Origin of the sequence: Streptomyces sp. NPDC057950 (genome assembly GCF_042887295.1) — a bacterium.
Lineage (GTDB): Bacteria > Actinomycetota > Actinomycetes > Streptomycetales > Streptomycetaceae > Streptomyces > Streptomyces kaempferi.
The window spans coordinates 231,420-257,483 of record NZ_JBHVPP010000009.1; the positions used below are offsets into that span (position 1 = coordinate 231,420).

The window sequence follows — 26,064 nt, forward strand, 5'->3', positions numbered from 1 at the left end:
CCACACGTGTCTCGTGGGAAGGGCCGCCTGATGTCCGTACGTCCGCGCACGTTCCGTTCCGTTGCCCGCCGTCCCCCTCTCGTCCCGTCAGCCGGCGGGCCGCGGCTGCGTACGCCCGCTCAACTCGGCTTCGCGCCCCGGCTGTTTCAGCAGCAGCGCGATCGCCGCCGCCGCCATCGAGATGCCGCCGGCCAGCGCGTACGCGCCGTCGTAACCCCAGGCGGCGACCACCATCGAGCCGAGACCGCCGCCGAACAGACCGCTGACCAGTTTCCCGCTGTACACCAGGCCGTAGTTGGTGGCGTTGTAGTTCTCGCCGAAGTAGTCCGGGGTCAGGGCCGCGAACATCGGGTAGAAGGCACCGCCGCCGAACCCGGAGAGGAAGGCGAAGAACAGGAAGAGCCACTCGCTCCTGACGTTCCCGGCCCAGATCACGCCGAACTGCGCGAGCCCCAGGACGACGATGACGAACACCAGGGTCAGCTTGCGTCCCCAGGTGTCGGACAGCCAGCCCACCACCGCGCGGCCGATGCCGTTGATGACGGCCATGATGCCCATCGAGGACGCCGCCACCAGGGGACCGAAGCCCACCTCCTTGGCGAAGTCGACCTGGAAGGAGATCCCGAAGATCGACACGCCCGCGGTCATCACGAGGGTGATCCACATCAGGGGGAGGACGCCCGTCCTGACGGCCTCCTTCGGGGTGTACTGCTTCACCGCGGGCGGGTTCTTGGCGAGGGTCGCCGCGGTCCTGGTGTCGCCGCCGTGGGTCAGCGGGTCGATGTCCGCCGGCCACCAGTTCTTCGGCGGGTCCTTGAAGAAGAACGCGGTGGACAGGACGACGATCATCACGTAGCACCCGATGAGGTCCAGGACGCGATGGTAGTTCCCGGTGTCGAACGCGTAGTTGAAGATGAAGATGAAGGGCAGGGAGCCGTAGGCGAATCCGCCGTTGACGAAGCCGGTCCTGGCGCCCCGCCGTTCGGGGAACCACTTGCCGACCATGTTGATGCAGGTCGCGTAGACCAGGCCCGAGCCGATGCCCCCGATGACACCGAAGCCCAGGATGGCCAGCAGCACGTTGCTCAGGTGCGACAGGGCGAGGAAGCCGAGTACGCACATGACCGCGCCGAGGTACATGGCCCTGCGGGCGGTGAGGACGCCCTTCTCCCGCATCCAGCCCGCCGGGAAGGCTATGCCGGCCTGGAAGAAGACCCAGACGCTCAGGATCCAGAAGGTGTTGCTCTGCGTCCAGCCGTGCGCGTGGGACAGAGTGTCCTCCGCGGAGCCGTACGCGTACTCGAAGACGCTGATGGCCATCATGGCGATCCACGGCAGGTACACCATGAACTTGCGTGAGTGGCCCAGGATGTCCCGGTCCGTCTCGCCGATCCGGTAGACACGGCCCCGGACGTCGGTGACTTCGCGGTACGAGCGGTTCGGGGCGCCGGCTTCGGCCGACGCGCCCTCGGTGGCGATGGGGTCCGCCGTCATGTCACGCCATCTCCTCGCCGAGCGGTTGCGGGTTGGGGACGATGCTCCGGGCCTTGGGGGTGCCCGGTGATTTCAGGAACAGTGCCAGGACGGCGGAGGCCAGGCCGATGGACCCCGCGAGCACGAAGGCCCCGTGGTAGTCCCACGCGCCGACGACGACCGCGCCCATGCCGGAGCCCACCAGGCCCGAGATCAGCTTCGAGCTGTAGACCATCCCGTAGTTGGAGGCGTTGTTGTTCTCGCCGAAGTAGTCCGCCGTCATGGCCGCGAAGAGCGGGAAGATCGCCCCGCCGCCGAAACCGGAGACCATGGAGCAGAACAGGAAGAACGGCATGCTGCCCATCTGGCCCGAGACCAGCACGCCGAACTGGGCGGAGCCCAGCACCAGACAGACGATGATCAGTGTGTTGCGGCGCCCGAAGCGGTCGGAGATCCAGCCGATCACGCCGCGCCCGGTCCCGTTGACGATCGCCTTCAGGGACATCGCGGTGGCCACGATCCCGCCCGCGAACCCCATGTCCTTGCCGAACGGCACCTGGAAGGCGATACCGAAGATGTTGATGCCCGCCGTGCACAGCAGACAGAACCACATCATCCACAGGACGGGTGTGCGGGCGGCCTCCCTGGGGGTGTACTGCTTCACCGCCGGCGGGTTCTTCTCCAGCGCCCGCCGGATCCTGGGGTCGGACGACACCTTCAGCGGGTCCACGTGCGGAGGCCACCAGCCCTTGGGCGGGTCCTTGAAGAACCAGCCCGCGAACGCCACCACCAGGCAGCAGACCAGGCCCACCGTCACCAGAACGGTCCGGTAGTTGCCCAGGTCCATGTACGAGGTGAACAGGAAGACGAAGGGCACCGAGCCATAGGCGAAACCGCCGTTGACCAGGCCGGTCTTCCCACCCTTGCGCTCCGGGTACCACTTGCCGACCATGTTCACGCAGGTCGCGTAGACGAGGCCGGCGCCGATGCCGCTGAACATCCCGAAGCCGAGATACGCGACGCTCACATGCGGCGCGAACGCCAGCGAGACATAGCCCAGTACAGTGCCCAGCGCGCCGAGCATCATGGCGTACCGCGCGGGCAGCCGTCCGCTCTCCCGCAGTTGCCCGGCCGGGAATGCCACGGCCGCCTGGAAGAAGATCCAGACACCCATCAGCCAGAAGATGTGCCCACTGCTCCACAGGTGGGCGTCGTGCAGGGTGTCCTCGGCGGAGGTGAACGCGTACTCCGAGGAACTGATGCCCAGCATCCCCATCCAGGGGAAGAGCACCATGGTCCAGCGTGGTCGCCCCATGATGTCCCGGTCGGTCTCACCGATCCGGTACAGGCGGCCGTTGCGATCCGTCACCTCCCTGTAGGGGACGGATGTCGATAGGTCGGTGGTCGTCATGTCGGTTCAGCACCCCTTGCGTCGAAAGATCTGGCCAGCGCCCCCTGTCCAAATGCCTTTCGTGTGCGCACGGGTCCTGGGGGCGGCCGACGCGCACCGTCGGCCGCTCCCGCCCTGGTTCACCTCATGAACCGCCCCCCAACAGTCCGGCCGCGCGCGCCCAGCGGTACTTGGCGCCCAGGACCGCCACCGGCGTCTCGGTCGTGTACGGGTAGGCCACGACACCCCGCTCGTACAGGTACTGGCAGGCCTCCTCGACCTCGACGTCGCCCGCGAGCGACGCCACCACCGGCTTCTCGACGCCTCGCGCCCGGAACTCGGCCACCACGCGCGCGGTGAGCTCGGCGAAGACCATGGGAGGGGTGACGATGGTGTGCCAGTAACCGAGGACGAGGGCGTGGACGCGCGGATCCTCCAGGCCCAGCCGGATCGTCGCCTCGTACGTCGACGGCGGCTCGCCGCCCGTGATGTCGACCGGGTTGCCCGCGGCTCCGAAGGGCGGGATGAACGCCCTGAAGGACGCGTCCAGGTCCGGCGGTATCTCCATCAGGGTCAGACCGTTGTCCATCACGGCGTCGGAGAGAAGGACGCCGCTGCCGCCCGCGCCCGTGATGATCACGACGTTGTCTCCCCGGGGAGCCGGCAGCACCGGCAGTGCGCGCGCGTACTCCAGCATGTCGCGCAGCCCCGGAGCCCTGATGACGCCGGCCTGTTTCAGGATGTCCTCGTACACGGCGTCGTCGCCCGCGAGCGCGCCCGTGTGCGAACCGGCGGCCTTCGCCCCGGCGGCGGTGCGGCCCGCCTTCAGGACCACGACCGGCTTCTTGGGGACCGTCGCGCGAGCGGCCTCCACGAAGGCGCGGCCGTCCTTGAGGTCCTCCAGGTGCATCGCGATGCACTCGGTGTGCGGGTCCTCGCCGAACCAGGTCAGCAGGTCGTCCTCGTCCAGGTCCGACTTGTTGCCGAGCCCGACGATCGCGGAGACGCCCGTCCTCGTGGTGCGCGCGAAGCCCAGGACGGCCATGCCGATGCCGCCGGACTGCGAGGTCAGCGCGACACCGCCCTTGACGTCGTACGGCGTGCAGAACGTGGCGCAGAGGTCCTGCCAGGTCGAGTAGTAGCCGTAGATGTTCGGCCCGAGGAGCCGGATGCCGTGCCGCTCGGCGATCGCCACGATCTCGTCCTGGAGTGCCTGTTCACCGGTCTCCGCGAATCCGGAGGGGATCAGCACGGCGTTGGGGACGCCCTTGCGTCCCACCTCCTCCAGGGCCGCGGCCACGAACTTGGCGGGGATCGCGAAGACCGCCACGTCCACCTCACCTGGAACGTCCGTGACACTCTTGTACGCCTTGCGGCCCAGGATGTCATCGGCCTTGGGGTTCACCGGGTGGATCTCGCCGGCGAAGCCGCCGTCGACGAGGTTGCGCATCACCGAGTTCCCGATCTTGCCCTGCTCGTTGGAGGCGCCGATCACGGCCACCGAGGAGGGCTGCATCAGCCGCCGCATCGAGGTGAGGATCTCCTCGCGGCCGTACTTGCGCCGCTCCTTGGGGAGCGACTCGGCGAGGATCACCCGGATGTCCGCGGCGAGGGCGCCCTCCGGCGTGGCGATCACCGGGTTGAGGTCGACCTCGGCTATCTCCGGGAAGTCCGCGACGAGTTCGGAGACCCGGCGGATCTGCTCGGCGATCGCCCACCGGTCCACCGGCGGCGCGCCCCGCACCCCGCGCAGGATCTCGGCCGCCCGGATCGAGTCCAGCATCGACAGGGCCTCGTCGGCGCTCACGGGGGCGAGCCGGAAGGTGACGTCCTTGAGGACCTCGACCAGGACACCGCCGAGCCCGAACGCCACCACTTTCCCGAAGGTCGGGTCCGTCACGGCGCCGACGATGACCTCCTGCCCCCGGGGGAGCAGTTCCTGCACCTGGACGCCTTCGACACGGGCCCGCGGGTCGTACGCCTTCGCGTTCTCGACGATCCGGTGGAAGGCCGCGCGCACGTCCGCCGCGCCCTCCACGCCGACGACGACACCGCCGGCATCCGTCTTGTGCAGGATGTCCGGGGAGACGATCTTCATCACGACGGGCCCGCCGAAGCGTGCCGCGTACGCCACCGCCTCGTCGACGTCCCTCGCCAGTTCCTCGCCCGGTACGGCGATCGCGTACGCGTCGGCGATCACCTTGCCCTCGGGCGCGGTGAGCGCGGTTCGTCCCTCGGCCCGTACGGCGTCGAGGAGCGCGCGCACCCTCAGCACCCGGTCTTCGGCCATCACTCAGATCACTCCGTTCGACTTGAGCAGGCGCAGTTCCTCGTCGCCGAGGCCGAGCTCGCCGATGTAGACCTCTTCGTTGTGCTGGCCGAGCAGCGGTGAACTGGTCACGTCCACGGGGGAGTCGGAGAGCTTCAGCGGACTGCCGACCGTCACGAACTCGCCCCGCTCGGGGTGCGGCACGGTCACGACCATCTCGTTGGCGACCAGCGACTCGTCCTCGACGATCTCCTTGGTGGACAGGATCGGGCCGCAGGGGATGTTGTGGGCGTTGAGCCTCTCCAGCACCTCCCACTTGGGGAGGGTCGCCGACCACTCCTCGATGAGCTGGAACATCTTGGTGAGCTGGGGCAGCCGGGCCTCCGGGGTGGCCCATTCGGGGTCGTCAGCCAGCTCCGGCCGCCCGATCAGTTCGGTGAGCGGCTTCCAGCCGACCGGCTGCACGATGACGTACACGTAGTCGTTGGGGCCGCCCGGCGCGCACTTGACCGCCCAGCCGGGCTGACCGCCGCCGGACGCGTTGCCGGACCGGGGCACCTCGTCGCCGAAGTCCTCGTTGGGGTATTCGGCCAACGGCCCGTGCGCCAGGCGCTGCTGGTCCCGGAGCTTGACCCGGCACAGGTTGAGCACCGCGTGCTGCATCGCCACGTTCACGCGCTGCCCGCGTCCCGTGCTCTCCCGCTGGAACAGGGCGGCGAGGATGCCCGCGACCGCGTGGACACCCGTGCCCGAGTCGCCGATCTGAGCACCCGTCGCCAGCGGTGGCCCGTCCTCGAAGCCGGTGGTCGCCATCGACCCGCCCATGGCCTGCGCCACGACCTCGTACGCCTTGAAGTCGGTGTAGGGGCCGTCCCCGAAGCCCTTGATGGAGGCGTAGACGATCCTGGGGTTGATCTCCTGGACGCGGTCCCAGGTGAAGCCCATGCGGTCGACGGCGCCCGGCCCGAAGTTCTCGACCATGACGTCGGAACGCCGGATCAGCTCGGTGAGGATCTCCTTGCCGCGCTCGGTCTTGGTGTTGAGCGTGATGCTGCGCTTGTTGCAGTTGAGCATCGTGAAGTAGAGGGAGTCGACGTCTGGGAGGTCCCGCAGCTGCTTGCGGGTGATGTCGCCGGTCGGCGCCTCCAGCTTGACGACGTCCGCGCCGAGCCAGGCGAGCAGCTGGGTGGCGGAGGGGCCGGACTGGACGTGCGTCATGTCGAGGACGCGGATTCCTTCGAGAGCCTTGCCCGACGTTCCCGGGATCGCGGTCGTCGGTGTGGTCGGTGTCGTCGGTGTCATCGGGGGCACCTCACTTGTACATCGTCTGGTTCATGGTTCCGGGGGCGTACGCGTCCGGGTCGACCCAGACGTTGATGAGCGACGGCTTGCCCGACTCGCGGGCGCGGCGCAGCGCCGGGGCGATGTCGGCGGGGTCGCGGACCTCCTCGCCGTGACCCCCGAGCATCTGCGCGAACTTGTCGTAGTGGACGTCGCCGAGGGTGTTGCCGACCCGCTCGCGCTCCAGCCCGTACTTCTGGGCCTGGCCGTAACGGATCTGGTTCATCGAGGAGTTGTTGCCCACGATGCCGACGAACGGCAGGTCGTAACGGACGAGGGTCTCGAAGTCCCAGCCGGTGAGGGAGAAGGCGCCGTCGCCGAAGAGGGCCACGACCTCCTTGTCGGGGCGCGCCTTCTTCGCCGCGAGGACGAAGGGGATGCCGACGCCGAGGGTGCCGAGCGGGCCCGGGTCCATCCAGTGGCCCGGTGACTTGGGCTGTACGACCTGCCCGGAGAAGGTGACGATGTCGCCGCCGTCCCCGATGTAGATGGAGTCCTCGGTGAGGAAGTCGTTGATCTCGCTCACCAGTCGGTACGGGTGGATGGGGGAGGCGTCCGACCTCAGGCTGGGCAGCCGCTTGTCGAGTGCCGTCTGTTCGGCGGCCCGCAGTTCGTCGAGCCACTCCTTGCGCCGCGACGCACCCCCGTTGACGCGTCCGGAGGCGGCGTCGGTCACCGACTTCAGGACCAGCCCCGCGTCCCCGACGATCCCCAGGTCGATGTCCCGGTTCTTGCCGACGGTCCGGTAGTCGAGGTCGATCTGCACGACCGTCGCGTCGGGGGAGAGCCGTTTGCCGTAGCCCATACGGAAGTCGAAGGGCGTGCCCACGATCACGATCACGTCGGCGTGGGAGAACGCGTACCGGCGGGAGAGCTGGAAGTGGTGCGGGTCCCCGGGCGGCAGCGTGCCGCGTCCCGCGCCGTTCATGTACGCGGGGATGTTGAGGGTGCGTACGAGATCGATGGCCGCCTCGGTGCCCCGGGTCGTCCACACCTGGCTGCCCAGCAGGATCGCGGGCTTCTCGGCGTGCACGAGCAGATCGGCGAGCCGCTCGATCGCCTCGGGGTCGCCGGCCGAGCGGGTCGAGGCGCGGTACCGGCCGGCGGCGGGGATCCGGGCCTTGTCGACCGGCACCTTGGCGTCCAGGACGTCGCGCGGGATCTCCAGGAAGGACGGACCGGGTGCGCCGTGGTAGCACTCCCGGAACGCCATCGACACCATGTCGGCGGCGCGCGCCGTGTCCGGGACGGTCGCGGCGAACTTGGTGATCGGCGTCATCATGTCGACGTGCGGCAGGTCCTGGAGAGAGCCCATCTTGTGCTGGGTGTGCGCCCCCTGACCGCCGATCAGCAGCATCGGGGACTCGGCGCGGAAGGCGTTCGCGACGCCCGTCACGGCATCGGTGGTACCCGGCCCGGCCGTGACGACCGCGCATCCGGGTTTGCCGGTGATCCGCGCGTAGCCGTCGGCCGCGTGGGCGGCGACCTGCTCGTGACGTACGTCGACGACCTCTATGCCCTCGTCGACACAGCCGTCGTAGATGTCGATGATGTGGCCGCCGCACAAGGTGTAGACGACCTCCACGCCTTCCGCTCTGAGTGCCTTTGCGACCAGGTGCCCACCTGAGATGAGGGTCGAGTTGGTGTCGCTGCTGCCGTCGGGCATGGCGAAGTCCTGTCCCTTCGTAGGGGGTTGGAACGCTCTCGCGGTACATTGCATACAGTCGACGAATACTGTATGAAACTTGTTATCCCGCATCCGGTGGGTGGTGTCCAGGGGGCGTGCGGCACTTTCAGGCAGGAGCCGAGGTATGGACCTGTACGAGCACCAGGCAAGGGAACTCTTCGAGGAACACGGCATCTCGGTACCGAGGGCCGAGGTCACCGACTCGCCCAAGGAGGCCCGCGGGATCGCCCGCCGGCTCGGCGGCCGGGTGGTCGTCAAGGCACAGGTGAAGACGGGCGGCCGCGGCAAGGCCGGCGGCGTGAAAGTCGCCGCGGATCCGGCCGCGGCGGAACTGACGGCGCGCCAGATCCTCGGCATGGACATCAAGGGCCACACCGTCCGCGAGGTGATGCTGGCCCAACCCGTCGACATCGAGAGCGAGTTCTACGTCAGCTACGTCCTCGACCGGGCGGCCGGGCGCTTCCTCGCCATCGCCTCGGCACAGGGCGGCATGGACATCGAGGAGGTGGCCGCGACCCGGCCCGACGCCGTCGCGCGCATCCCCGTCGACCCCGCCGAAGGCGTCACCTCGGCCAAGGCGGCCGAGATCGCCGAAGCCGCCGGCCTTCCCCCGCGGACCGTCGACGTCCTGGTACGCCTGTGGGGGGTGCTGACCCGAGAGGACGCCCTGCTCGTCGAGGTGAACCCCCTCGTGCGCACCGTCCAGGGGCAGATCCTCGCCCTGGACGGCAAGGTCACCCTCGACGACAACGCCCGCTTCCGGCAGGAACGCTGGGGAGAGAAGGACGCACCGCACGACGACCCCCTGGAGGCGGCCGCCGCGGCCAGAGGGCTGAACTACGTCAAGCTGGACGGCGAGGTCGGCATCATCGGCAACGGCGCGGGCCTGGTCATGTCGACCCTCGACGTGGTCGCCGGATGCGGCGCCCGCCCCGCCAACTTCCTCGACATCGGCGGCGGCGCCTCCGCCCGGATCATGGCCGACGGCCTGTCCGTGGTCCTCTCCGACCCGGCGGTGAAATCGGTCCTCGTGAACGTCTTCGGCGGCATCACGGCCTGCGACACCGTCGCCATGGGCATCGTGCAAGCCCTGGAGAGCGTCCGGTTGACCAAACCGCTCGTGGTCCGCCTCGACGGCAACAACGCCGTACGCGGCCGGGCCGTCCTCGACGACCGCGCGCACCCCCTGGTCGAGCAGGCCACCACCATGGACGGCGCCGCGCGCCGCGCCGCCCGACTCGCCACCGCCGACTGAAGGAGTGGGACATGGCCGTCTTCCTCAGCAAGGAGAGCAAGATCCTCGTCCAGGGCATGACCGGCGGCGAGGGCATGAAACACACCCTGCGGATGCTCGCCGCCGGCACGGACGTGGTGGGCGGCGTCAATCCGCGCAAGGCGGGCCGCAGCGTCGACTTCGACGTCCCCCGAAGCCTCGACGGCCGGGGCGGCACTCCGGTGACCGTGCCGGTCTTCGGTTCGGTGCGCGAGGGGACGGAGGCCACCGGCGCCGACGTCACCGTCGTCTTCGTGCCGCCCGCGTTCGCCAAGGCCGCCGTGCTGGAGGCCGCCGACGCGGGGATCGCACTCGCCGTCGTCATCACCGAGGGCATCCCCGTCCACGACGCCGTCGCCTTCCACGCGTACGCCGCCGCGAAGGGCACCCGTGTCATCGGCCCCAACTGCCCCGGCCTGATCAGCCCCGGCCAGTCGAACGCGGGCATCATCCCCGCCGACATCACCAAGCCCGGACGCATCGGCCTGGTCTCCAAGTCGGGCACACTGACCTACCAACTCATGTACGAGCTGCGCGACATCGGCTTCTCGACGTGTGTGGGCATCGGCGGCGACCCCGTCGTCGGCACCACGCACATCGACTGCCTGGCCGCCTTCCAGGACGACCCCGACACCGACCTCGTCGTCCTCATCGGCGAGATCGGCGGCGACGCGGAGGAGCGGGCCGCCGCCTACATCCGCGACCACGTCACCAAGCCGGTCGTCGGCTACATCGCCGGGTTCACCGCGCCCGAGGGCAAGACGATGGGGCACGCCGGCGCGATCGTCTCCGGTTCGTCCGGCACCGCCCAGGCCAAGAAGGCGGCCCTGGAAGCGGCCGGGGTGCCGGTGGGCGGCACCCCGACCGAGACGGCCCGGCTGGTGCTGGCGCGGCTGGAGGCGGAGCGTGTCGCCACCGGCGGGTGAGGTGAGACGTCACTCATAGTCGATGTGCGGTGACTGTCACAAGCGGACCCGCGTCAGTACCTTCCTGGTACGGAACCTTCCTCGTGCGGACGCGGCCACCCTCCCGCGTACGCACCCCCGTCCACCTTCCTCCGTACGGACCCGACCACCGTCGTCCTCCGTACGGACGCGACCACCCCTCGTGCGAGCCGATGGACCATGCAGGTCCGGCACGAGCCAGGCACCTCCCGCCCCCGACTGTGCACCGAGAGCGGAGACATCCGAATGGCATCCACCCCCAACACCTCGCTGGTCCTGAAGTCCGGGACGTCCTGGGCCGACGCCTGGCAGCGCTGCCTCGCCGTCGTGCCCGAGGCGTTCCAGGAGGACCGGGTCCTCAACCTCTGGGGCACCTCCTGGCGGGCCGACGGCCGGGCGCTGCCCGCCACCAGCCCCGTCGACGGAAGCCCCGTCGCGGGCCCGCCCCGCCTGGACGGCGCCACCGCCCAACAGGCCGTACGCGCCTCACTCGACCAGCACCGGGCCTGGCGCCACGTCCCCCTGCCCGAACGCCGAGCCCGCGTCGCCGCCACCCTCGACGCGCTCACCGAGCACCGTGAACTGCTCGCCCTTCTCCTGGTCTGGGAGATCGGCAAGCCCTGGCGGCTCGCGCAGGCGGACGTGGACCGGGCGATCGACGGCGTCCGCTGGTACGTCGACGGCATCGAACCCATGGTCGAGGGCCGGATCCCGCTGGACGGCCCGGTGTCCAACATCGCCAGCTGGAACTACCCGATGAGCGTCCTCGTCCACGCCATGCTGGTCCAGGCCCTGGCGGGCAACGCGGTCATCGCCAAGGCCCCCACCGACGGCGGCGTCGCCTGCCTCACCCTGGCCTGCGCGCTCGCCGCACGCGAAGGGGTCCCCGTCACCCTCGTCAGCGGCAGCGGCGGCGAGCTGTCCGAGGCGCTCGTGCGCGCACCCGAGATCGGCTGCGTCTCCTTCGTCGGCGGCCGCGACACCGGCGCCGCCGTGGCCACCGCCGTCGCCCACCTGGGCAAGCGGCACATCCTCGAACAGGAGGGCCTCAACACCTGGGGCGTCTGGAACTACACGGACTGGGACGCGCTGACGGCCGTCGTCCCGAAGCTCTTCGACTACGGCAAGCAGCGCTGCACCGCCTACCCGCGCTTCGTCGTCCAGCGCAGCCTGTTCGACGAGTTCCTCGCCGCCTACCTCCCGGCCGTCCGCACCCTGCGCATCGGCCACCCACTCGCGATCGAGAACCCCGACGACCCCTTTCCCGCACTGGACTTCGGACCCGTCATCAACGCGGCCAAGGCGAAGGAGCTGGACGACCAGGTCACCGAGGCCATCAGCCGCGGCGCCGTCCCCCTGCACCGCGGCAAGCTGTCCGACACACGGTTCCTGCCCGGCCAGGACACCTCGGCGTACGTCCAGCCCGTCACGCTGCTCAACCCGCCGCCGTCCTCGCCACTGCACCACGCGGAGCCGTTCGGCCCCGTCGACACCATCGTCCTGGTCGACACCGAGGCGGAACTGCTCGCCGCGATGAACGCGTCGAACGGAGCGCTGGTGGCGACCCTTTCCACGGACGACGAGGCGACGTACACCCGACTGGCGCCACAGATCCGCGCGTTCAAACTCGGCCGCGGCAAGCCCCGTTCGCGAGGCGACCGCGACGAACTGTTCGGCGGACTCGGCGCGTCCTGGCGCGGGGCCTTCGTGGGCGGCGAACTGCTCGTCCGCGCCGTCACGCGGGGTCCGGCGGAGGAACGGCTGCCGGGCAACTTCCCCGAGTACCAGCTCGTTCCGTGACAATCGGGCAGCGGCTGTCCCGGTGACGGGGGAGTGGGCGGGTTCGTGTCCGGGTGCGCCCGGTCAGGGGCGCCGCCCACTCTCCGGTACCACTGCCGGCACCCGTGTGATGATCTCGTCCACCACCCACCGCGCGACCCCCGGCGGGTAGGGCTGGGGCAGGCCGAGCACGACGTGGTCCGTGCCCACGCCGATGAGGGCGGTGACCGCGGCCCGGGTGGCGGCGGGGTCGTCGTAGGAGACGACCACCTGCACCGACCGGGTGATCTCGCGCGGGTCGCGCCCGATCTCCGCGCAGTGCGCGTCCAGGACCCGGCCGCGCTCGGCGATGAACTCCACGCCGTTGTGGGGTGGTCCGGGGACGTTCCAGATGTCGGCCCGCTCGGCGACCAGCCGCAGCAGCCGCGTCCCCCAGCCCCCGATCAGGAGCGGGGGCCCCGGCCGCTGCACGGGCTTGGGCTCGTTGTACGTACCCCGGAGCCGGTAGTGGCGTCCCTCGAAGTCGAAGACCTCCTCGGTCCACATGCGCTTCAGGATCTCGACGGTCTCCGCGAGCCGGGCGACGCCCTCGCCGGGCGGGACGAGTGTCAGCCCGTACGCCGCGTGCTCCGCGACCGCCGGATTCTCGCCGGCGATCCCGCCCGCGCCGGGAGGCTGCCGGGTGCCGCCGACGCCGATGCCCATCACGAGCCGCCCGCCGGAGATCACGTCCACGGTCGAGGCGATCTTCCCGAGGACGGCGGGCGGCCGGACACGGTTACTGGTGACGAGCAGTCCGAGCCGCAGCCGCTCGGTCTGGGCGGCGAGAGCGGCGAGCAGCGTCCAGCTCTCGTGTGTCTGGCCGTTCCGGGGCCCGCGCAGCGGAAGCAGATGGTCCCATAGCCAGGCGTCCTCGATCTCGGGGAGGGCGTCGGCCTCACGCCAGACCCGGCGGATGTCCTCGTAGGAGACGTGCATAGGGGTGGTCTTGATGCCGAAGCGCACGCGCTGTTCGCTCATGTCGATCAGCGTAGCCAATCATCAGGAGAACTGACAATCAGTACTGGGTACAGTGCGGGCATGACCGGCGATCAGCTCCCTGGGTCCCCCGCGCCCCTGGTTCCTCCCACGCCTCCTGCGGCCTCCGTGCACCTCGAGGCCAGGCTCGGCTATCTCCTCAAGCACGCGCAGCAACGGCTGACGCGGGCATCCGCCGAGGCGCTGGCCCCCTTCGGGGTGGACGGGCACGAGCTGGCGGTCCTGGCGGTGCTCGCCGCCGAGTACCCGCTGTCGCAGGTCGAGGTCGCGGGACGGCTCGGCGTCGACCGCACCACGATGGTGGCGCTCGTTGACGGACTGGAGGACCACGGGCTCGTCGAGCGCCGCCGCAGCCCCCAGGACCGCCGCAAGAACATCGTGGAGCTGACCGCGGCGGGCCACGACTGCCTGCGGCGGGCCGAACTGGCCCGACGGGAGACGGAACAGCGCTTCCTCGCTCCGCTGGGCGAGGAGGCGGGGGCCGAGTTCGTGCGGGCGCTGCGGCTTCTGGTGGTGGGGGTGCGCGAGGGGGAGGGGTGACGGTGCGAGGGGTGATGGTGCGAGCGGTGACGGTGTGAGGGGTGACGGTGTGAGGGGTGACGGTGTGAGGAGGGCACCGGTCGGGTGCGTCCCGCCCGGATTTAGCGGCCGCGTGAACCCTTGGCGACCATCGCGTCACACAGGGTGGCCGACGCGATCTACCCGCCTCCGGTCCCGCACAGCCACTCCCAGGGCCTGGATATGCAGGTGAAAGGCACCCTGAAACCTTGGTATTGTTGTGCGTGTCGCCACGGGGAACACCCCCGGCCAGGCGACAGACACCTGGTCCGGGTGGCGGAATGGCAGACGCGCTAGCTTGAGGTGCTAGTGCCCTTTATCGGGCGTGGGGGTTCAAGTCCCCCCTCGGACACCAGTACCCAGTACAAGACATCGGTTGAGACCCCACTTCGTGTGGGGTCTTCTGCGTTCCGGGGCTGGGACTGCGGTCTCACCGGGCGCTGGACGCGGCGCAGAGCAGGCGTTGCTCCTGGAGTTCGGTGGTGTCGGCGTCCGGCAGAGTCAGTGCCCGGTCGAAGTCCTCGAGGGCCAGGTCGGGGCGGTCGGCGGCCAGGTGGGCGATGCCGCGGTTGAGCAGGATGTCGGGGTCGTCCCCGACGGCTTCGAGCGCGGCGCTAAGGTCCGCGACCGCCATCTCCGGGCGCGACTGCTGGAAGTGCACCACGGCCCGGTTGATCAGCGCGGCCGGGTAGCGCGGGTCCTTCGCGAGCGCTCCGTCGAAAGCGGCCAGAGCGCGGTCGAGTTGATCGCGTTGCAGGAGGACCGTGCCCTGCAGGCAGAGGAGTTGGAGTTCTCCCGGGTGGAGCCTCAGTCCGGTGGCCGTGTCGGTCTCGGCCGCGTCGAGATCGCCGGCTTCCAGCAGCAGTTCCGCTCGGGCTATCCGGGTGTCGAGGTCGCGCGGTTCCATCTCGAGTACGAGGCTGAAGTCCCCGAGAGCCCCCGCGTGGTCGCCGACCTGCGCGCGGGCGGTGCCGCGGTTGTAGTACAGCTCGGGGAACGGAGGCGCGAGCCGCACCGCACGGTCGTAGTCGGCCAGGGCGGCGTCGAAGTCGCCGCGGTCCCGCGAGATCCTGGCCCGCTCCGAGAGGTAGTCGGTGTAGTACGGGTCGATGTCGACGAGGCGGGTGTAGTCGGCGTGCGCTTCGTCCGGCCGGCCGAGTGCCACCAGCAGCCGGGCCCGGTTGTAGAGCAGTTGGGAGCGGTGCAGTGCCCACTGGTCGTCGTCGAGCCGCTCGTCGAGCCGGGTGATGCACGATTCCACGAGCGCGAGGGCGTGGTGCAGGTTGCCGCGGTGCATTTCGACGAGTGCCAGGCCGTTGTCGTGGAAGACGCTGTACGTCAGTCGTTCGGCCGGGTCCGGGAGGATTCCCGCGATGGCGACGGCGTTGTGCTGCCACTGGACGGCCAGTTCGTGGTCGCGGGGTTTCAGGAACCGGGTGTGCAGCATCGCGATGGCGTAACTGGTCATCATGTGGATCTTGGGATCGGTGAAGCGGCGCAGCAGGCTCTGGTACAGCTCCATGGACTGTTCCAGACGTCCGACCGGGATGCAGGCCGCGGCCGCCTCGCGGGTGAACTCCCAGTAGTCGTGTTCGTGCGAGCGCGGGTCGGTCAGGCCGCGGCCGCGCAGGCCGAGGTCGACCACGGCGGCGGAGAATCCGGTGGCCACGGCGTGGCGCTGGGCCGCGAGCAGGGCGGCCCGTCCCGCCCCGGCGGGGTCGCTGCCGTGTTCGCGGTGGTGCGCGACGGCTCCCATGCGGATGCCCCATGTGGCCGCCTGCTCAAGGGAGTCGGCACGCCGGTCGTGGAGGCGGGCGCGGGTGCGCGGGTCGGTCCGCCGGTATCCGTCGAGGGCGCGCGGGTCGTCGTCGGTGCAGTCGCCTTCGACATGGACCGCGGCCCATTCGTCGGGGGTCCGGTCCTCGACCGGCTGCTCGGCGGTGCGCGCCACGGGCAGGACGGCCACGTCGGCCAGAGCGTCCTGCAACTCGTCGGAGAGTGTGCCGCGGGTCGCCGAGACCACCACGCGCAGCCGGCGTGGGTCCGCGCGGCGCAGCAGCAGGGCGATCAGTTCCTGCGTGGTGGCCTCGGCGGCGTGCGCCTCTTCGAAGGCGATCTCGAAGGCGGCATCACTGTGGATGCGCCGGGAGTATTCGAGCAGGAAGCCGACGATGCCCTGGCTCATGCAACGGACCCAGCCGGCGCCGAAGAAGCGGGTGCGTTCCTCGTAGGGGGCGTCGTCGGCCAGGGTGCGCGGTGGCGGTCCGATGAGGTGGGCCAGCTCGGGCATCCCGTACAGGAGGGCCACGCGATGGTCCTCGACCAGGTCCGGCCAGCGCCGGTAGGCCTCGGGCAGAACGGCTCGTAGCACCGTGTCCACGCCGGTGTAGGGGCCGCGCAGCCGCTGGTGGCAGCGGACCACGAGGGCCTTTCCGGTGTGGGCTGCGATGGCGCGCAGGCGGTCGTCGCGCCTGTCTCCGACGATCCGCAGATGGCCCGTCATGCGAGTTCTACCTCCGGTGAAGAGGACGTGAGGGAGTGGGCTGACTTCTTGTTCCGGCGTTTTCTCCGCGACAGCACGACGAGTGCGACGATCTGGGCCACGTTCATGCACAGGGACAGCACAGCGTCCCAAAAGGACGCGTCCACGCCGCCGGAGCCGAGGGCGCGCCCGGCAATGCTGACGTAGTTGACCGTCACGGGGACGCTGACGAAGACGGTGATCGCGGCGAACGCGCCGTATCCCAGGACGATGAAAGGACCGTAGAACGCGCCGACTCTGCGGTCCCGGGGCGTCCATTTCTCCTCGTCCACGACACGGTCCGGGCGATTCATGAAACGCCATACACGATTCTTCATCAGGGTCATGCCCGCGTCGTGAAGGTCGTAGCAGTTCCAAGCGGTGGCCGCCACATAGTAGAGATCGGTTCGCAAGTAGAGCTGGAGCTGCCACAGCACGCGAACCGCGACCGTGAATGCCAGTCCGAGACAGAGCCGACCGGTCGACGAGAACGAACCGCCCGGATTCCGGGTCAGATCGGCGACGAGCCCGAGCGCGGCGAATACGACGCCGTCGCAGACCATCCCGGCGAAGAACGGGAGATAGCGCTTCGCCCTGGGAACGCTGAGCAGCCCGTTGATCTGGGTTTCGGCGACGATGTACGTGAGACGGTTGCTCACACTCAATCGTGTGGGCAGACCGAGGCGTCGGCCGGCAAGAATGTGGAAGCCCTCGTGCAGCAGCAGAAGCGGCACCTGACCGAGGGTGATGACCAGTTGGACCACGAGGAGGGAGTGGGTGAAGAAGATCTGCCCGGGATGCGGTGCCAGGTCCGGCCGCGCGATCGCCGCCCACGTCCAGCCGCCGACCATGGCGCCGTACAGCACCCAGGCCGGCGCGGAGAAGGCGGCTCGGCCCAGGCCGCGCAGTCGTACCCGCGGGGCAGGTGGGGCCGGCCGCCCCCGGTCCTCGTCGTCGACGAAGCCGAGCTCGCGCAGAGTGGTCACGAAATCCTGGAGATCGGCGTCCTCTCCGAAAGTGGTCTCGTACCAGTCGGCGGCGGCGCCGAGTGCCATTCCCCGCATGAGCTGCCGCAGCAACTCAGCGCCGTCGGCCGGGAAAACCGCGTAGGAACCGGTGTCCAGGCGGCCGACCACCACCTCGTCGCCTTCGGGAACGAAACTCAGTTCGTGGAAAACGAGGCCGTCACCGGCCACAGGCCCTCCTCCAGCGGAATTCCGGATAAGAGACCCGGGTGCGCCGACAGGCGGCGCACCCGAGCGTGGTAATGCGAAGCGATCAGGCCTGGACGGAGTACGGGCACTGACAGGCCGCCGACGTCAGGCGCACGTCGCCGGTGCGGCGCACCGCAATCTTCTTGGAGCCGGCCTTCTTACGCATGGCGACAGTCGACTTCATGACGGTCCTTTCTCGACGGTTGGCGCACCGACCGGCGGTCGGCGGCAATCAAAGATCTTCCAGCCGGACCGCCTGAGCAAGGTTCGATCGCGCCAATCAGATCACCCGGGACGCGCGTCTCGGGGTCAGGGTGCGCGGGAAAGCGTTTTCGCTCCCCGTATCGTCGTCGATGCCGCTGTTCACCGCTGATTCCGTCGCACGTACCCCACCGACATCGTTGCCAGGAGACAACAGAAGTCTGTTTTCCCACCTGAGGCCGGGTGAAGTCCACGTACGGAATCGGAAACCCGCCGACGGTGCCACAGAAAACGGAGCGCGTTCCGCCGGATTCCGTTTTTTCCGGCCCGGCTTTCCTCGGCCTAAGGGAGTGCAATGAGATCGTCAAAATATCGCCCGGTGATCCCCTGGGCGCCGTCCCCCCGGCCTTCTGTACCTGAAGAAGGACGGTCGCTTCCGGATATCGGACGGGTCGGCCGGGCGGCGGCGGGCGCCGTCGGCCTCCCCGCCCTCTCCTCCGCTTCGGCCGTGGACGTTCGCGCCGGCACCACCGCTCCGCTCGGGCCTCACCGGCCCCGCGCCACGTGTGGGCATGTCCCCGTCAGTCGACCGCTTTCGGGATCTTGCCGTCGTGGGGCGACGCGCGGGCGGAACCGGGCTTGTGGCGCGCCCCGCGACCCGCGTCCGTCCAGGAGCGGGCGGGACGGTCCCACTGAGGGGGCCGGAGATCCCGGGACACCCAGCCCACACACCCGGGCGGCCGGGTGTGGCCGGCCGTCGGCCTCGTCCTCGGGCGCTCCCGGCACCGTGAGCGCCGCAGCGGTTCCGCAGCGGTCGGCGACGGATCCCGGTCGAACCGCGGTGGCCGATACGGGTCGCCGGAGCCGGCCGTCAGGAAAGTCGTTGTGGTGGTTCCGGTCGAGGTCCAGGGGTGTGCCGGGCGCCCTGGGGGCCCGAACCGGGCTCCTCCTCCAGTACGGTCACCAATCCGGCCCCCTCAAGGGGCTCGCCGCACTGGGAGCAGACGATCCGCGTCCGCACATCGGCACCGCACGTGTGCAGGAACCGTGGCGCGGGCGGCGGGTCCTGCAGGTGCCGAAGGCCCCACTCCCGGAGCCCGATCAGCACCGGCTCCAGGGCCTGCCCCGCGGCCGTCAGGTGGTAGTCGAAGCGGGGAGGGCGGTCCTGGTACTGGCGGCGCTCCAGGATCCCCGCGGCCTCCAGGGATCTCAGCCGCTTGGTGAGGACGTCCCGCGGCGCTCCGGTGTTGGCGCGGATGTCGGCGTAGCGCCGGATTCCCAGGAACACCTCGCGCAACACCAGGAGCGACCAGCGCTCTCCTACGAGATCGAGGGTCCCGGCTATGGGGCAGGCGCGTGGCCGGATGTCGGACATGCCGCGATCCTAGTTGGTTTGTTTCGCGAACTCACTGCGCATAGCATCGACCGTAACCCCATGTCAGGTCCGGAGGCATTCGATGAACCACAAGCGTGCCGGAACCGACTCGCTCCTTGTGACGATTTTCGTCTTTCCCGGCGTCCGGCTGCTGGATGTGACCGGTCCCATCGAGGTGTTCACCTCGGCGAACGACTTCGGCGCGCACTACCGGTTGAACATGGTCTCGGTCGACGGGAACGAGGTGACGACGTCGGCGGGAACCCGTCTCGGCGTCGACATGGCCGTGGCGGACGCGCAGGAGGTCAGTGACGTCCTGGTGATTCCCGGCGGCCCGGCCTGGGATCGGATGATCAAGGACGACGCGCTGCTGGACACCGTGCGGGGGCTCGACGCGAACTCGCGCTGCACGGCTTCGGTCTGTACCGGCGCCTTCCTGCTGGCCGCCGCCGGTCTTCTGGACGGCCGCAGCGCAGCCACCCACTGGCGCCACTCGCGGCAGTTGGCCCTGCGCTTCCCCGCCGTCGAGGTCAAGCCGGACGCGATCTTCGTGCGGGACGGCAAGGTGATGACCTCGGCGGGAGTCACCGCGGGCATCGACCTGTCGCTGGCCCTCGTGGAGGAGCACTACGGAGCCGAAGTGGCCCGCGCGGTGGCCAAGGACCTGGTGGTCTTCATGCAACGGCCCGGTGGGCAGTCTCAGTTCAGCGTGCGCGCCCGCGCCGCCCACACCCGCCAGGACATGCTCCGCCGGGTGCTGGACGCCGTGGCGGAGGACCCCGCCGCCAACCACACGTTGTCCGCCATGGCGCGCCGGGCCGGTGTCAGCTCCCGCCATGTGGCCCGGCTCTTCTGCGAGGAGCTGGGCATGACCCCGGCCCGCTACGTGGAGCAGGTCCGGCTGGAGGCGGCGCAGGCGATGCTGGAGTGCGGTGACGATCCCATGGCGGTGATCGCCCGCCGTACGGGGTTCGGTTCGCCCGAGTCGCTGCGCAGGTCGTTCGTACGGAATCTCAAGGTGACTCCGGGTGTGTTCCGCGCCCGGTTCCACACCACCGGGGTGGCGGACGCGGGTGCGCCCGCGGGACCGAGGTCCGACGGTTGAGCCGGTGTCCGCAACGGGATACGGCCGGCGCCGTGAGCGGTCCGGTCGTCGTGGCGTCGTGAGCGGTCCGGTCGTCGTGGCACCCTGAGCGGTCCTCGTGGCCTCCGGGGCCACACGGAACCGTTGCCCCGCGTCGCCGGTGGATCCGCGACAGGGCGCCGTGGCAGGCCGCCTCTTGAAATCTTCCCGCCGGGGTCTCTCGCCCCGGCGCCCCTCGGGCGGCCCCCCGCGGCTCCCGCCCGGCCCCCCTGGCTCCCGCCCGGCGCGACTCCGCGCGCCGGGCCGAGTGGTCCCGGCCGGGCCCTCGTCCCGGCCGGACCCTCGCGAGCGTCAGGCGAACGCCCGCCCGACGAGGTCCCGTTGTTCGGCGGCGTGGCGGCGGGCGGAGCCGCCCGCCGGAGCGGAGGCCGCCGGGCGGCTCACGCACCCCACGGGGGTGGTGACCAGGGAGGCCACACGCGGCGCGGCGAAGGTCCACGCACCCTGGTTGGCCGGCTCCTCCTGAACCCAGCGCACGTCGACGCCGGACGGATACCGGGACAGTTCCGCCCGCAGCTCGTCGGCCGGGAAGGGGTACAGCCGCTCCAGCCGCACGATGGCGGTCCCGTCCTCTCCCGACTCACGCCGGTGCGCGTCCAGGTCGTAGAAGACCTTGCCGGAACACAGCAGCACCCGTCGGGTCCGGGCGGGATCCTGTTCGGTGTCCGGGACGACCGGGAGGAAGGAACCCTCGGTGAACTCCTCCAGCCCGGAGGTCGCGGCCTTCGACCGCAGCATGGACTTGGGAGTGAAGACCACCAGCGGTCTGCGTGCCGCGTCGAGGCCCTGTTCCCTGAGCAGGTGGAAGTAGTTGGCCGGCAGCGAGGGGTTGGCGACGGTCAGGTTGTCGTCGGCGCACAGCTGCAGGAATCGTTCGATGCGGGCGGAGGAGTGGTCCGGTCCCTGTCCCTCCAGGCCGTGCGGCAGCAGCAGCGTGACGCCCGACCGCTGCCCCCACTTCTGCTCCGAGGAGGAGATGTACTCGTCGACGACCGTCTGGGCGCCGTTGGCGAAGTCACCGAACTGCGCCTCCCACAGCACCAGGGCATCCGGCCGGGCCAGCGAGTAGCCGTATTCGAAGGCGAGCACGGCGAGTTCGGACAGGAGGGAGTCGTACGGCGTGAAACGCGCCGCCTCCGCACCGAGCGAGTCCAAGGGAGTGTGCTGCCGCCCCGTACGACGGTCCGTGAGGACGGCGTGCCGCTGGCCGAAGGTGCCCCGCCGGGAGTCCTGCCCGGACAGCCGAACCGGCACTCCGTCCAGGAGCAGGGATCCGACCGCGAGTGCCTCCGCGGTGGCCCAGTCGATGTTCCCGCTGTCGGACATGGCGGCCCGCCGCTCCAGTTGGGGCAGCACGCGCGGGTGCGGGGTGAACTCCCGCGGCAGGTCGATCTGGGTGCCCAGGATGTGCCGCAACGTCATCTCGGCGACGGCCGTCACCGTCCGGCGGGCAGGGAGATCCGCGACGTCACGGGCCGGGAGGGGCTCCCGGTCGGGTGAGGACGCCCCCGCTGTCTCGGTGAAGGCCCGCTGGAGCTGGTCGCGATAGCCCTGCCGGGCGCTCTCGGCTTCCTGCTCACTGATCACACCAGTGCTGTGCAGCGCCTCCGCGTACAGCTTCCGCACGGACGGCCTGGCGGCGATGCGGTCGTACATGGCCGGCTGCGTGATGGAGGGATCGTCGACCTCGCTGTGCCCGTGGCGCCGGTAGCAGACCAGATCGACGACCACGTCCTTGTGGAACGCCTGACGGTAGTCGAAGGCCAACTGCGCCACCCGGGCGACCGCTTCGGGATCGTCCCCGTTGACATGGAAGACGGGGGCCTCGACGGTCCGCGCGACATCGGTGGCGTACGTGCTCGACCGGCCGACGGCGGGTGCGGTGGTGAACCCCAGCTGGTTGTTGATGACCAGGTGGATGGTGCCGCCGGTGGCGTAGCCCGGCAGCTGTGACATGTTCAGCGTCTCCGCGACCACTCCCTGTCCCGCGAGGGCGGCATCACCGTGGACCACCACGGGCAGGACGGAGAACCGTCCGTCCCCGTCCTCCGTGAGATCCTGCCGCCCCCGTACGACCCCCTGCGTCACGGGCCCCACGATCTCCAGGTGAGACGGGTTCGCCACCACGGAGACCGCGATCGCGTGACCGTCCGGGGTGTGGAAGGTACCGGCGGCCCCGAGGTGGTACTTCACATCGCCGGAGCCCTGCGCGGACCGGACGTCGACCGCGTCCTCGAACTCGTCGAAGATCTGCGCGTACGGCTTGCCCACGATGTTGGCGAGCACGTTCAGCCGGCCGCGGTGCGCCATCCCGATGACCACCTCGCCCATGCCCAGCCGCGCGGCGCGCTCGAGCACCGTGTCCAGCAGGACGATCGCGGACTCCCCGCCCTCCAGCGAGTACCGCTTCTGCCCGACGTACTTGGTGTGCAGGAACGTCTCGAACGCCTCGGCGGATCCCAGACGGTACAGAATCCGCAGCTGCTCGGCGCGTCCCGGGCGGGACGGCGGAACCTCCACGCGCCGCTGGAGCCACAGCCGCTCCTGCCGGTTCTGGATGTGCATGTACTCGATGCCCGTAGGGCCGCAGTACGCGTCACGAAGTGTGTCGATGACCTCGCGGAGCGTCATCCGCTGGTTCCCCGCGAAGCCGTCGACGGGGAATTCGCGGGCGGTGTCCGCGGCGTCGAGGCCGTGCTCCGACGGCTCCAGGCCCGAAGGGCCGGTGGACGCGGTGGAGGGCCCGGCGGACGGCCCGGCGGAGAGGGGGTTGGTGGCGGCCGCGAGGTGTCCGCGGACGCGGTACGAGTGGATCAGCGCGGCGACGCGGACCGCCTTGACCACGAGGTCGGCTTCGCTGTCCCGCTCCTGCACCGCCGGCGCGTGCGCGGTCGCTCGGGCGGGCGCGGGTACAACGTCCGGCGCGGACGCCCGGAAGTAGTCCTGCCAGACCCGGTCGACGGAGTCGGGATCACGGAGATACCGCTCACGGAATTCGTCGACGAGCCATTCGTTGATTCCGAATTCCACCTGGTGCGGGATCGAGAGAGCACTGCCTGATGCTGATGCCACGGCGTAGAACGCCTTCTTTCCACATACGGAGACCGTCGCGGGCGGCGTGGCCAGCCGACCACGCCGCCGTTGGGGCCGAGGTGGTCCGCGGCGATGAGGACCGTCGACCTCGTGCGCTGTTCCCGAGACTACGAGGGCTCCGTGCCACGACGGGACACACGAGCGTGCCAGGACTGCGGCAGATCAGGACGTGTCCCCACGCGCGTCCACGGCATGTCCGGATGTGAGGGCCCGCTGTCTCCCGGTACGGCCATGGCCTTCGCCCCGAGCGGCGTTTCCCCGAGGAACTCCGTCTTCACCCTGACCCGGGAGGGACCAGTATGACTCCGAACGAATACATCGGCGGCGTGGCCCCGGAGCTGATCGTCATCCCCTGCGGAGCGCGGAAACTGGACCACCGCGCGCGGGCGGCGGACATGTACATCGGCTCGTACCACCGCGCGTGCCGGAGGGCCGCCGAGGCACTCCGGCCGGACCGGCTCGTCATCCTCTCCGCCCGCTACGGTCTGCTCGGCCTCGACGACGAGATCGAGCCCTACGACACGGCGCACGGTGCCGCCGACGCGGTGACCGCCCGACTGCTGCAGGAGCAGGCGGACGAGCGCGGCATCACGGACCTCGACCCCGTCGTGGTGCTCGGCGGTGCCCGTCACGTCACTCTCGCCAAGGCCGTGTGGCCGCACGCCCTGACCCCGCTGAGCGGCACGCGCGGCATGGGCGAGCAGGTGGCGCGACTCGCGGCGATGGCGCGCTCGGCGGGCTGACGCAATACGCGGGACGGACGCGGCGGCACTGTGACGGCACGGGTGTCGCGGCTCGGCACTGTGGCGGGCACGGATACCGCGACACGGGTACCGGGGCACGGGTACCGGGGCACGGATACCGCGGGACGGATACCGCGACACGGGTACCGCGTCGCAGGCGCCATCGTGGCCCGGGTCCGGACGGCGGGCGTCGCCAGGTCCTGATGTGAGGGTGTTGTGGCACTCGGTGTTGTGCGGCGGGAACGGGAGGCGGCCATAGCCTCGTGAGGCCAACGGGCCGACGGACTTGGCCGCGACCCGCGTTCTGTTGGGCTGGGGCCCCGGACGGCCGGTTCACGACGGTGATTCCCCCGACGAGGAAAGAGGCGTTCCACGCCGTGACACCCCATCCCAGCAGTGCCCGAGCCGTCCCGATCGAGGGCGATGCGGCTCCGGGAGTTCCGCTTCCAGCCCGTCCACGGCTGCCGACGGCGAAGGCGACGGGCCGTCCGCCGTTCGGCCCCAGCTGGTTCGCGGCGGTCATGGGTACCGGCATCGTCGCGAACGCGGTGGTCACCCTGCCGCGGAGCCTGCCCGGTCTGCGGACCGCCGCCACGGTGGTCTGGTCGGGAGCCGGGCTGCTGCTCGTCGTACTTGCGGTCGGCTATGTGCGTCAGCGGGCGCTGCGGCTGCACGCCGCCGATCCGACGCAGTCCCAGTTCTTCGGCGCGCCGGCCGTTGCCCTCCTGACGGTCGGCGCCGGGGCGCTGCAGCTCGGCGGGCCGGTGATCGGGGAACGGGCGGCGCTGGACACGGACTTGACGCTGTGGTCGCTCGGAACCGTACTCGGTCTCGCCACGGCCGCCACGGTGCCGTATCTGATGGTCACCCGGCACCGGTTCGCGCCGGACGCGGCGTTCGGCGGCTGGCTGATGCCGGTGGTACCGCCGTTGGTCTCCGCCACGACGGGCGCGCTGCTCGTCCCGCACATGCCCGCCGGGCAGCTGCGGCTGGCCCTGGTGCTGGGCTGCTACGCGATGTTCGGGCTCGGTCTGGTGGCCGCGCTGCTGGTACTGGCCATGGTCTACAGCCGGCTGGTGCACCATGACGCGCCCACCGGCGCGATGGTGCCCACGGTGTGGATCGGACTGGGCGCGCTGGGGCAGATCGTGACGGGGCTGGGTGCGCTGGCGACGGCCTCGCCGGGCGCGCTGCCCGCACCGTACGTGCACGGCACGGCGGTTCTCGCCCTGCTGGGCGGAGTCGGGGTGTGGGGCTTCGCCATGCTGTGGCTGGCACTCGCCACGGCGCTGACCGTACGGGAGTTCAGGGCGGGGCTGCCCTTCGCGCCCACCTGGTGGTCTTTCATCTTCCCCCTCGGCGCCTGCGTCACCGGCACCTCGGCCCTCGCGTCCCGCACCGGCTCCCAGGTGTTCGTCTGGGCCGCCGTCGTCCTCTACGCGCTGCTCGTCGCCGCCTGGGCCGCGGTGTCCTACCGCTCACTGCGACACGTCGGCGGGCACACGGGTGGGTTGCGGGGGCGGCGGTAGTCGAGGGCCTGTGCGGGGTCGTCGACATCGTCCAGGAGGGCCGGCAGCCACGTCCACATCGGGTGGGCCTCGAAGCGGCAGCCCGACTCGTGGTCGGCTTACCCGATCCGGCCGTCGACGTCGTCGCGCGTGCGGTGAGCGGGCGTTCGTCAGTCGCTCAGGATCCTGCGCTTCTGGTCCGCGAACTCGGCCTCGCTGAGCACGCCCTGGGCCTTGAGTTCGCCGAGTCGCTTCAGCTGGTCGATCTTGTCGTTCATGTCGTCGGTCAGGGGGGCCGACGGGGGGAGCGGGGGAGTGGCGACCAGGGACGGGGCGGTGGGTCGCGCAGGGGCCTGCTGGGCCCACCGGCCCTGCTGGCGGCGCGAGACGCGGTTCGACACGGCCGTCGCCGTGCCCGCCACCACGGCTGTGCGGGCGACCCCGCGGAGGAGACGTGGCATGGCGATTTCCTTTCTCACGGGAGCCGTGGGGAATGAACAGCTCCGCCTGTCG

Annotated in this window: 17 protein-coding genes, 1 tRNA gene and 1 pseudogene; 8 read left to right on the plus strand and 11 right to left on the minus strand. The window is 70.3% G+C overall.

Features of this window, described 5'->3' with window-relative positions; all coding sequences use genetic code 11:
* Positions 1-87: 87 nt before the first annotated feature.
* From ACFVTC_RS17440 to ACFVTC_RS17460, 5 genes are all read right to left on the minus strand, one after another.
* Positions 88-1,494, minus strand: a complete 1,407-nt coding sequence (locus tag ACFVTC_RS17440) for an OFA family MFS transporter (RefSeq protein WP_390127737.1) — start codon at positions 1,492-1,494, stop codon at positions 88-90.
* Position 1,495: 1 nt separating this feature from the next.
* Complete coding sequence (locus ACFVTC_RS17445; protein ID WP_390127739.1) at positions 1,496-2,884, minus strand: OFA family MFS transporter; 1,389 nt, start codon at positions 2,882-2,884, stop codon at positions 1,496-1,498.
* 124 nt (positions 2,885-3,008) lie between these two features.
* Entirely contained in the window at positions 3,009-5,153 is a 2,145-nt protein-coding gene (locus ACFVTC_RS17450) for an acetate--CoA ligase family protein (RefSeq protein ID WP_390127741.1), read from the minus strand.
* Positions 5,154-5,156: 3 nt separating this feature from the next.
* Positions 5,157-6,434 (minus strand): formyl-CoA transferase, encoded by a 1,278-nt coding sequence (gene frc, locus ACFVTC_RS17455; RefSeq protein WP_390127744.1) that lies wholly within the window; start codon positions 6,432-6,434, stop codon positions 5,157-5,159.
* A 10-nt stretch (positions 6,435-6,444) separates the two neighbouring features.
* Positions 6,445-8,139 (minus strand): thiamine pyrophosphate-binding protein, encoded by a 1,695-nt coding sequence (locus ACFVTC_RS17460; RefSeq protein WP_390127745.1) that lies wholly within the window; start codon positions 8,137-8,139, stop codon positions 6,445-6,447.
* A 145-nt stretch (positions 8,140-8,284) separates the two neighbouring features.
* Here ACFVTC_RS17460 and sucC point away from each other — a divergent pair, with 145 nt between their 5' ends.
* The 3 genes from sucC to ACFVTC_RS17475 all read left to right on the plus strand — a co-directional run bounded on the left by sucC (position 8,285) and on the right by ACFVTC_RS17475 (position 12,177).
* Positions 8,285-9,415: an ADP-forming succinate--CoA ligase subunit beta gene (gene sucC, locus ACFVTC_RS17465; RefSeq protein ID WP_390127747.1), complete on the plus strand. Its 1,131-nt coding sequence runs from the start codon at positions 8,285-8,287 to the stop codon at positions 9,413-9,415.
* 11 nt (positions 9,416-9,426) lie between these two features.
* Positions 9,427-10,359, plus strand: a complete 933-nt coding sequence (sucD, locus tag ACFVTC_RS17470) for a succinate--CoA ligase subunit alpha (protein WP_390127749.1) — start codon at positions 9,427-9,429, stop codon at positions 10,357-10,359.
* A gap of 264 nt (positions 10,360-10,623) precedes the next feature.
* Positions 10,624-12,177: an aldehyde dehydrogenase family protein gene (locus ACFVTC_RS17475; protein ID WP_390127751.1), complete on the plus strand. Its 1,554-nt coding sequence runs from the start codon at positions 10,624-10,626 to the stop codon at positions 12,175-12,177.
* Positions 12,178-12,240: 63 nt separating this feature from the next.
* Here the strand turns inward: ACFVTC_RS17475 and ACFVTC_RS17480 are convergent, their stop codons facing one another.
* The gene (locus tag ACFVTC_RS17480) at positions 12,241-13,176 is read right to left on the minus strand and encodes an LLM class flavin-dependent oxidoreductase (protein ID WP_390127753.1); all 936 of its coding nucleotides are present in this window, start codon (positions 13,174-13,176) and stop codon (positions 12,241-12,243) included.
* 60 nt (positions 13,177-13,236) lie between these two features.
* Between ACFVTC_RS17480 and ACFVTC_RS17485 the strand changes: the two genes are divergently transcribed.
* Positions 13,237-13,734, plus strand: a complete 498-nt coding sequence (locus tag ACFVTC_RS17485) for a MarR family winged helix-turn-helix transcriptional regulator (protein ID WP_390127755.1) — start codon at positions 13,237-13,239, stop codon at positions 13,732-13,734.
* 285 nt (positions 13,735-14,019) lie between these two features.
* Positions 14,020-14,107 (plus strand) — tRNA-Leu (locus tag ACFVTC_RS17490).
* A 75-nt stretch (positions 14,108-14,182) separates the two neighbouring features.
* Here the strand turns inward: ACFVTC_RS17490 and ACFVTC_RS17495 are convergent.
* The 3 genes from ACFVTC_RS17495 to ACFVTC_RS17505 all read right to left on the minus strand — a co-directional run bounded on the left by ACFVTC_RS17495 (position 14,183) and on the right by ACFVTC_RS17505 (position 19,063).
* Positions 14,183-16,255 carry a tetratricopeptide repeat protein gene (locus ACFVTC_RS17495; RefSeq protein ID WP_390127757.1) on the minus strand — a complete coding sequence of 691 codons (2,073 nt, stop codon included), beginning with the start codon at positions 16,253-16,255 and terminating at the stop codon, positions 14,183-14,185.
* Positions 16,252-17,469: a hypothetical protein gene (locus ACFVTC_RS17500; RefSeq protein WP_390127759.1), complete on the minus strand. Its 1,218-nt coding sequence runs from the start codon at positions 17,467-17,469 to the stop codon at positions 16,252-16,254. Before ACFVTC_RS17500 ends, ACFVTC_RS17495 begins: the two co-directional genes overlap by 4 nt.
* Positions 17,470-18,559: 1,090 nt before the next feature.
* On the minus strand, positions 18,560-19,063 hold the full coding sequence (locus ACFVTC_RS17505; RefSeq protein WP_390127761.1) for a winged helix-turn-helix transcriptional regulator: 504 nt from the start codon (positions 19,061-19,063) through the stop codon (positions 18,560-18,562).
* Positions 19,064-19,145: 82 nt separating this feature from the next.
* Here ACFVTC_RS17505 and ACFVTC_RS17510 point away from each other — a divergent pair, with 82 nt between their 5' ends.
* Positions 19,146-20,168, plus strand: a complete 1,023-nt coding sequence (locus ACFVTC_RS17510) for a GlxA family transcriptional regulator (protein WP_390127763.1) — start codon at positions 19,146-19,148, stop codon at positions 20,166-20,168.
* 330 nt (positions 20,169-20,498) lie between these two features.
* Here ACFVTC_RS17510 and ACFVTC_RS17515 read toward each other — a convergent pair.
* Positions 20,499-23,273, minus strand: a pseudogene (locus ACFVTC_RS17515) (multifunctional oxoglutarate decarboxylase/oxoglutarate dehydrogenase thiamine pyrophosphate-binding subunit/dihydrolipoyllysine-residue succinyltransferase subunit); the annotation flags it as partial.
* A gap of 326 nt (positions 23,274-23,599) precedes the next feature.
* On the opposite strand from ACFVTC_RS17515, the gene ACFVTC_RS17520 reads away from it, so the two are divergent.
* Positions 23,600-24,043: a DUF6884 domain-containing protein gene (locus ACFVTC_RS17520; protein ID WP_390127765.1), complete on the plus strand. Its 444-nt coding sequence runs from the start codon at positions 23,600-23,602 to the stop codon at positions 24,041-24,043.
* Positions 24,044-24,420: 377 nt separating this feature from the next.
* A complete protein-coding gene (locus ACFVTC_RS17525; RefSeq protein ID WP_390127767.1) occupies positions 24,421-25,572 on the plus strand; it encodes a TDT family transporter in 1,152 nt (383 codons plus the stop codon).
* Between the two features lie 149 nt (positions 25,573-25,721).
* Here ACFVTC_RS17525 and ACFVTC_RS17530 read toward each other — a convergent pair whose 3' ends face one another.
* The gene (locus tag ACFVTC_RS17530; protein WP_390127769.1) at positions 25,722-26,012 is read right to left on the minus strand and encodes an SHOCT domain-containing protein; all 291 of its coding nucleotides are present in this window, start codon (positions 26,010-26,012) and stop codon (positions 25,722-25,724) included.
* Positions 26,013-26,064: the final 52 nt, after the last annotated feature.

What these genes read in the sequence shown, in the direction of transcription:
- ACFVTC_RS17440 (WP_390127737.1), bottom strand. Translation starts at nt 1,494, where the DNA reads ATGACGGCGGACCCCATCGCCACCGAGGGCGCGTCGGCCGAAGCCGGC.
- ACFVTC_RS17450 (WP_390127741.1), bottom strand. Translation starts at nt 5,153, where the DNA reads ATGGCCGAAGACCGGGTGCTGAGGGTGCGCGCGCTCCTCGACGCCGTA.
- ACFVTC_RS17520 (WP_390127765.1), top strand. Translation starts at nt 23,600, where the DNA reads ATGACTCCGAACGAATACATCGGCGGCGTGGCCCCGGAGCTGATCGTC.
- ACFVTC_RS17460 (WP_390127745.1), bottom strand. Translation starts at nt 8,139, where the DNA reads ATGCCCGACGGCAGCAGCGACACCAACTCGACCCTCATCTCAGGTGGG.
- sucD (WP_390127749.1), top strand. Translation starts at nt 9,427, where the DNA reads ATGGCCGTCTTCCTCAGCAAGGAGAGCAAGATCCTCGTCCAGGGCATG.
- frc (WP_390127744.1), bottom strand. Translation starts at nt 6,434, where the DNA reads ATGACACCGACGACACCGACCACACCGACGACCGCGATCCCGGGAACG.
- sucC (WP_390127747.1), top strand. Translation starts at nt 8,285, where the DNA reads ATGGACCTGTACGAGCACCAGGCAAGGGAACTCTTCGAGGAACACGGC.
- ACFVTC_RS17480 (WP_390127753.1), bottom strand. Translation starts at nt 13,176, where the DNA reads ATGAGCGAACAGCGCGTGCGCTTCGGCATCAAGACCACCCCTATGCAC.
- ACFVTC_RS17505 (WP_390127761.1), bottom strand. Translation starts at nt 19,063, where the DNA reads ATGTCCGACATCCGGCCACGCGCCTGCCCCATAGCCGGGACCCTCGAT.
- ACFVTC_RS17530 (WP_390127769.1), bottom strand. Translation starts at nt 26,012, where the DNA reads ATGCCACGTCTCCTCCGCGGGGTCGCCCGCACAGCCGTGGTGGCGGGC.
- ACFVTC_RS17495 (WP_390127757.1), bottom strand. Translation starts at nt 16,255, where the DNA reads ATGACGGGCCATCTGCGGATCGTCGGAGACAGGCGCGACGACCGCCTG.
- ACFVTC_RS17485 (WP_390127755.1), top strand. Translation starts at nt 13,237, where the DNA reads ATGACCGGCGATCAGCTCCCTGGGTCCCCCGCGCCCCTGGTTCCTCCC.
- ACFVTC_RS17475 (WP_390127751.1), top strand. Translation starts at nt 10,624, where the DNA reads ATGGCATCCACCCCCAACACCTCGCTGGTCCTGAAGTCCGGGACGTCC.
- ACFVTC_RS17510 (WP_390127763.1), top strand. Translation starts at nt 19,146, where the DNA reads ATGAACCACAAGCGTGCCGGAACCGACTCGCTCCTTGTGACGATTTTC.
- ACFVTC_RS17445 (WP_390127739.1), bottom strand. Translation starts at nt 2,884, where the DNA reads ATGACGACCACCGACCTATCGACATCCGTCCCCTACAGGGAGGTGACG.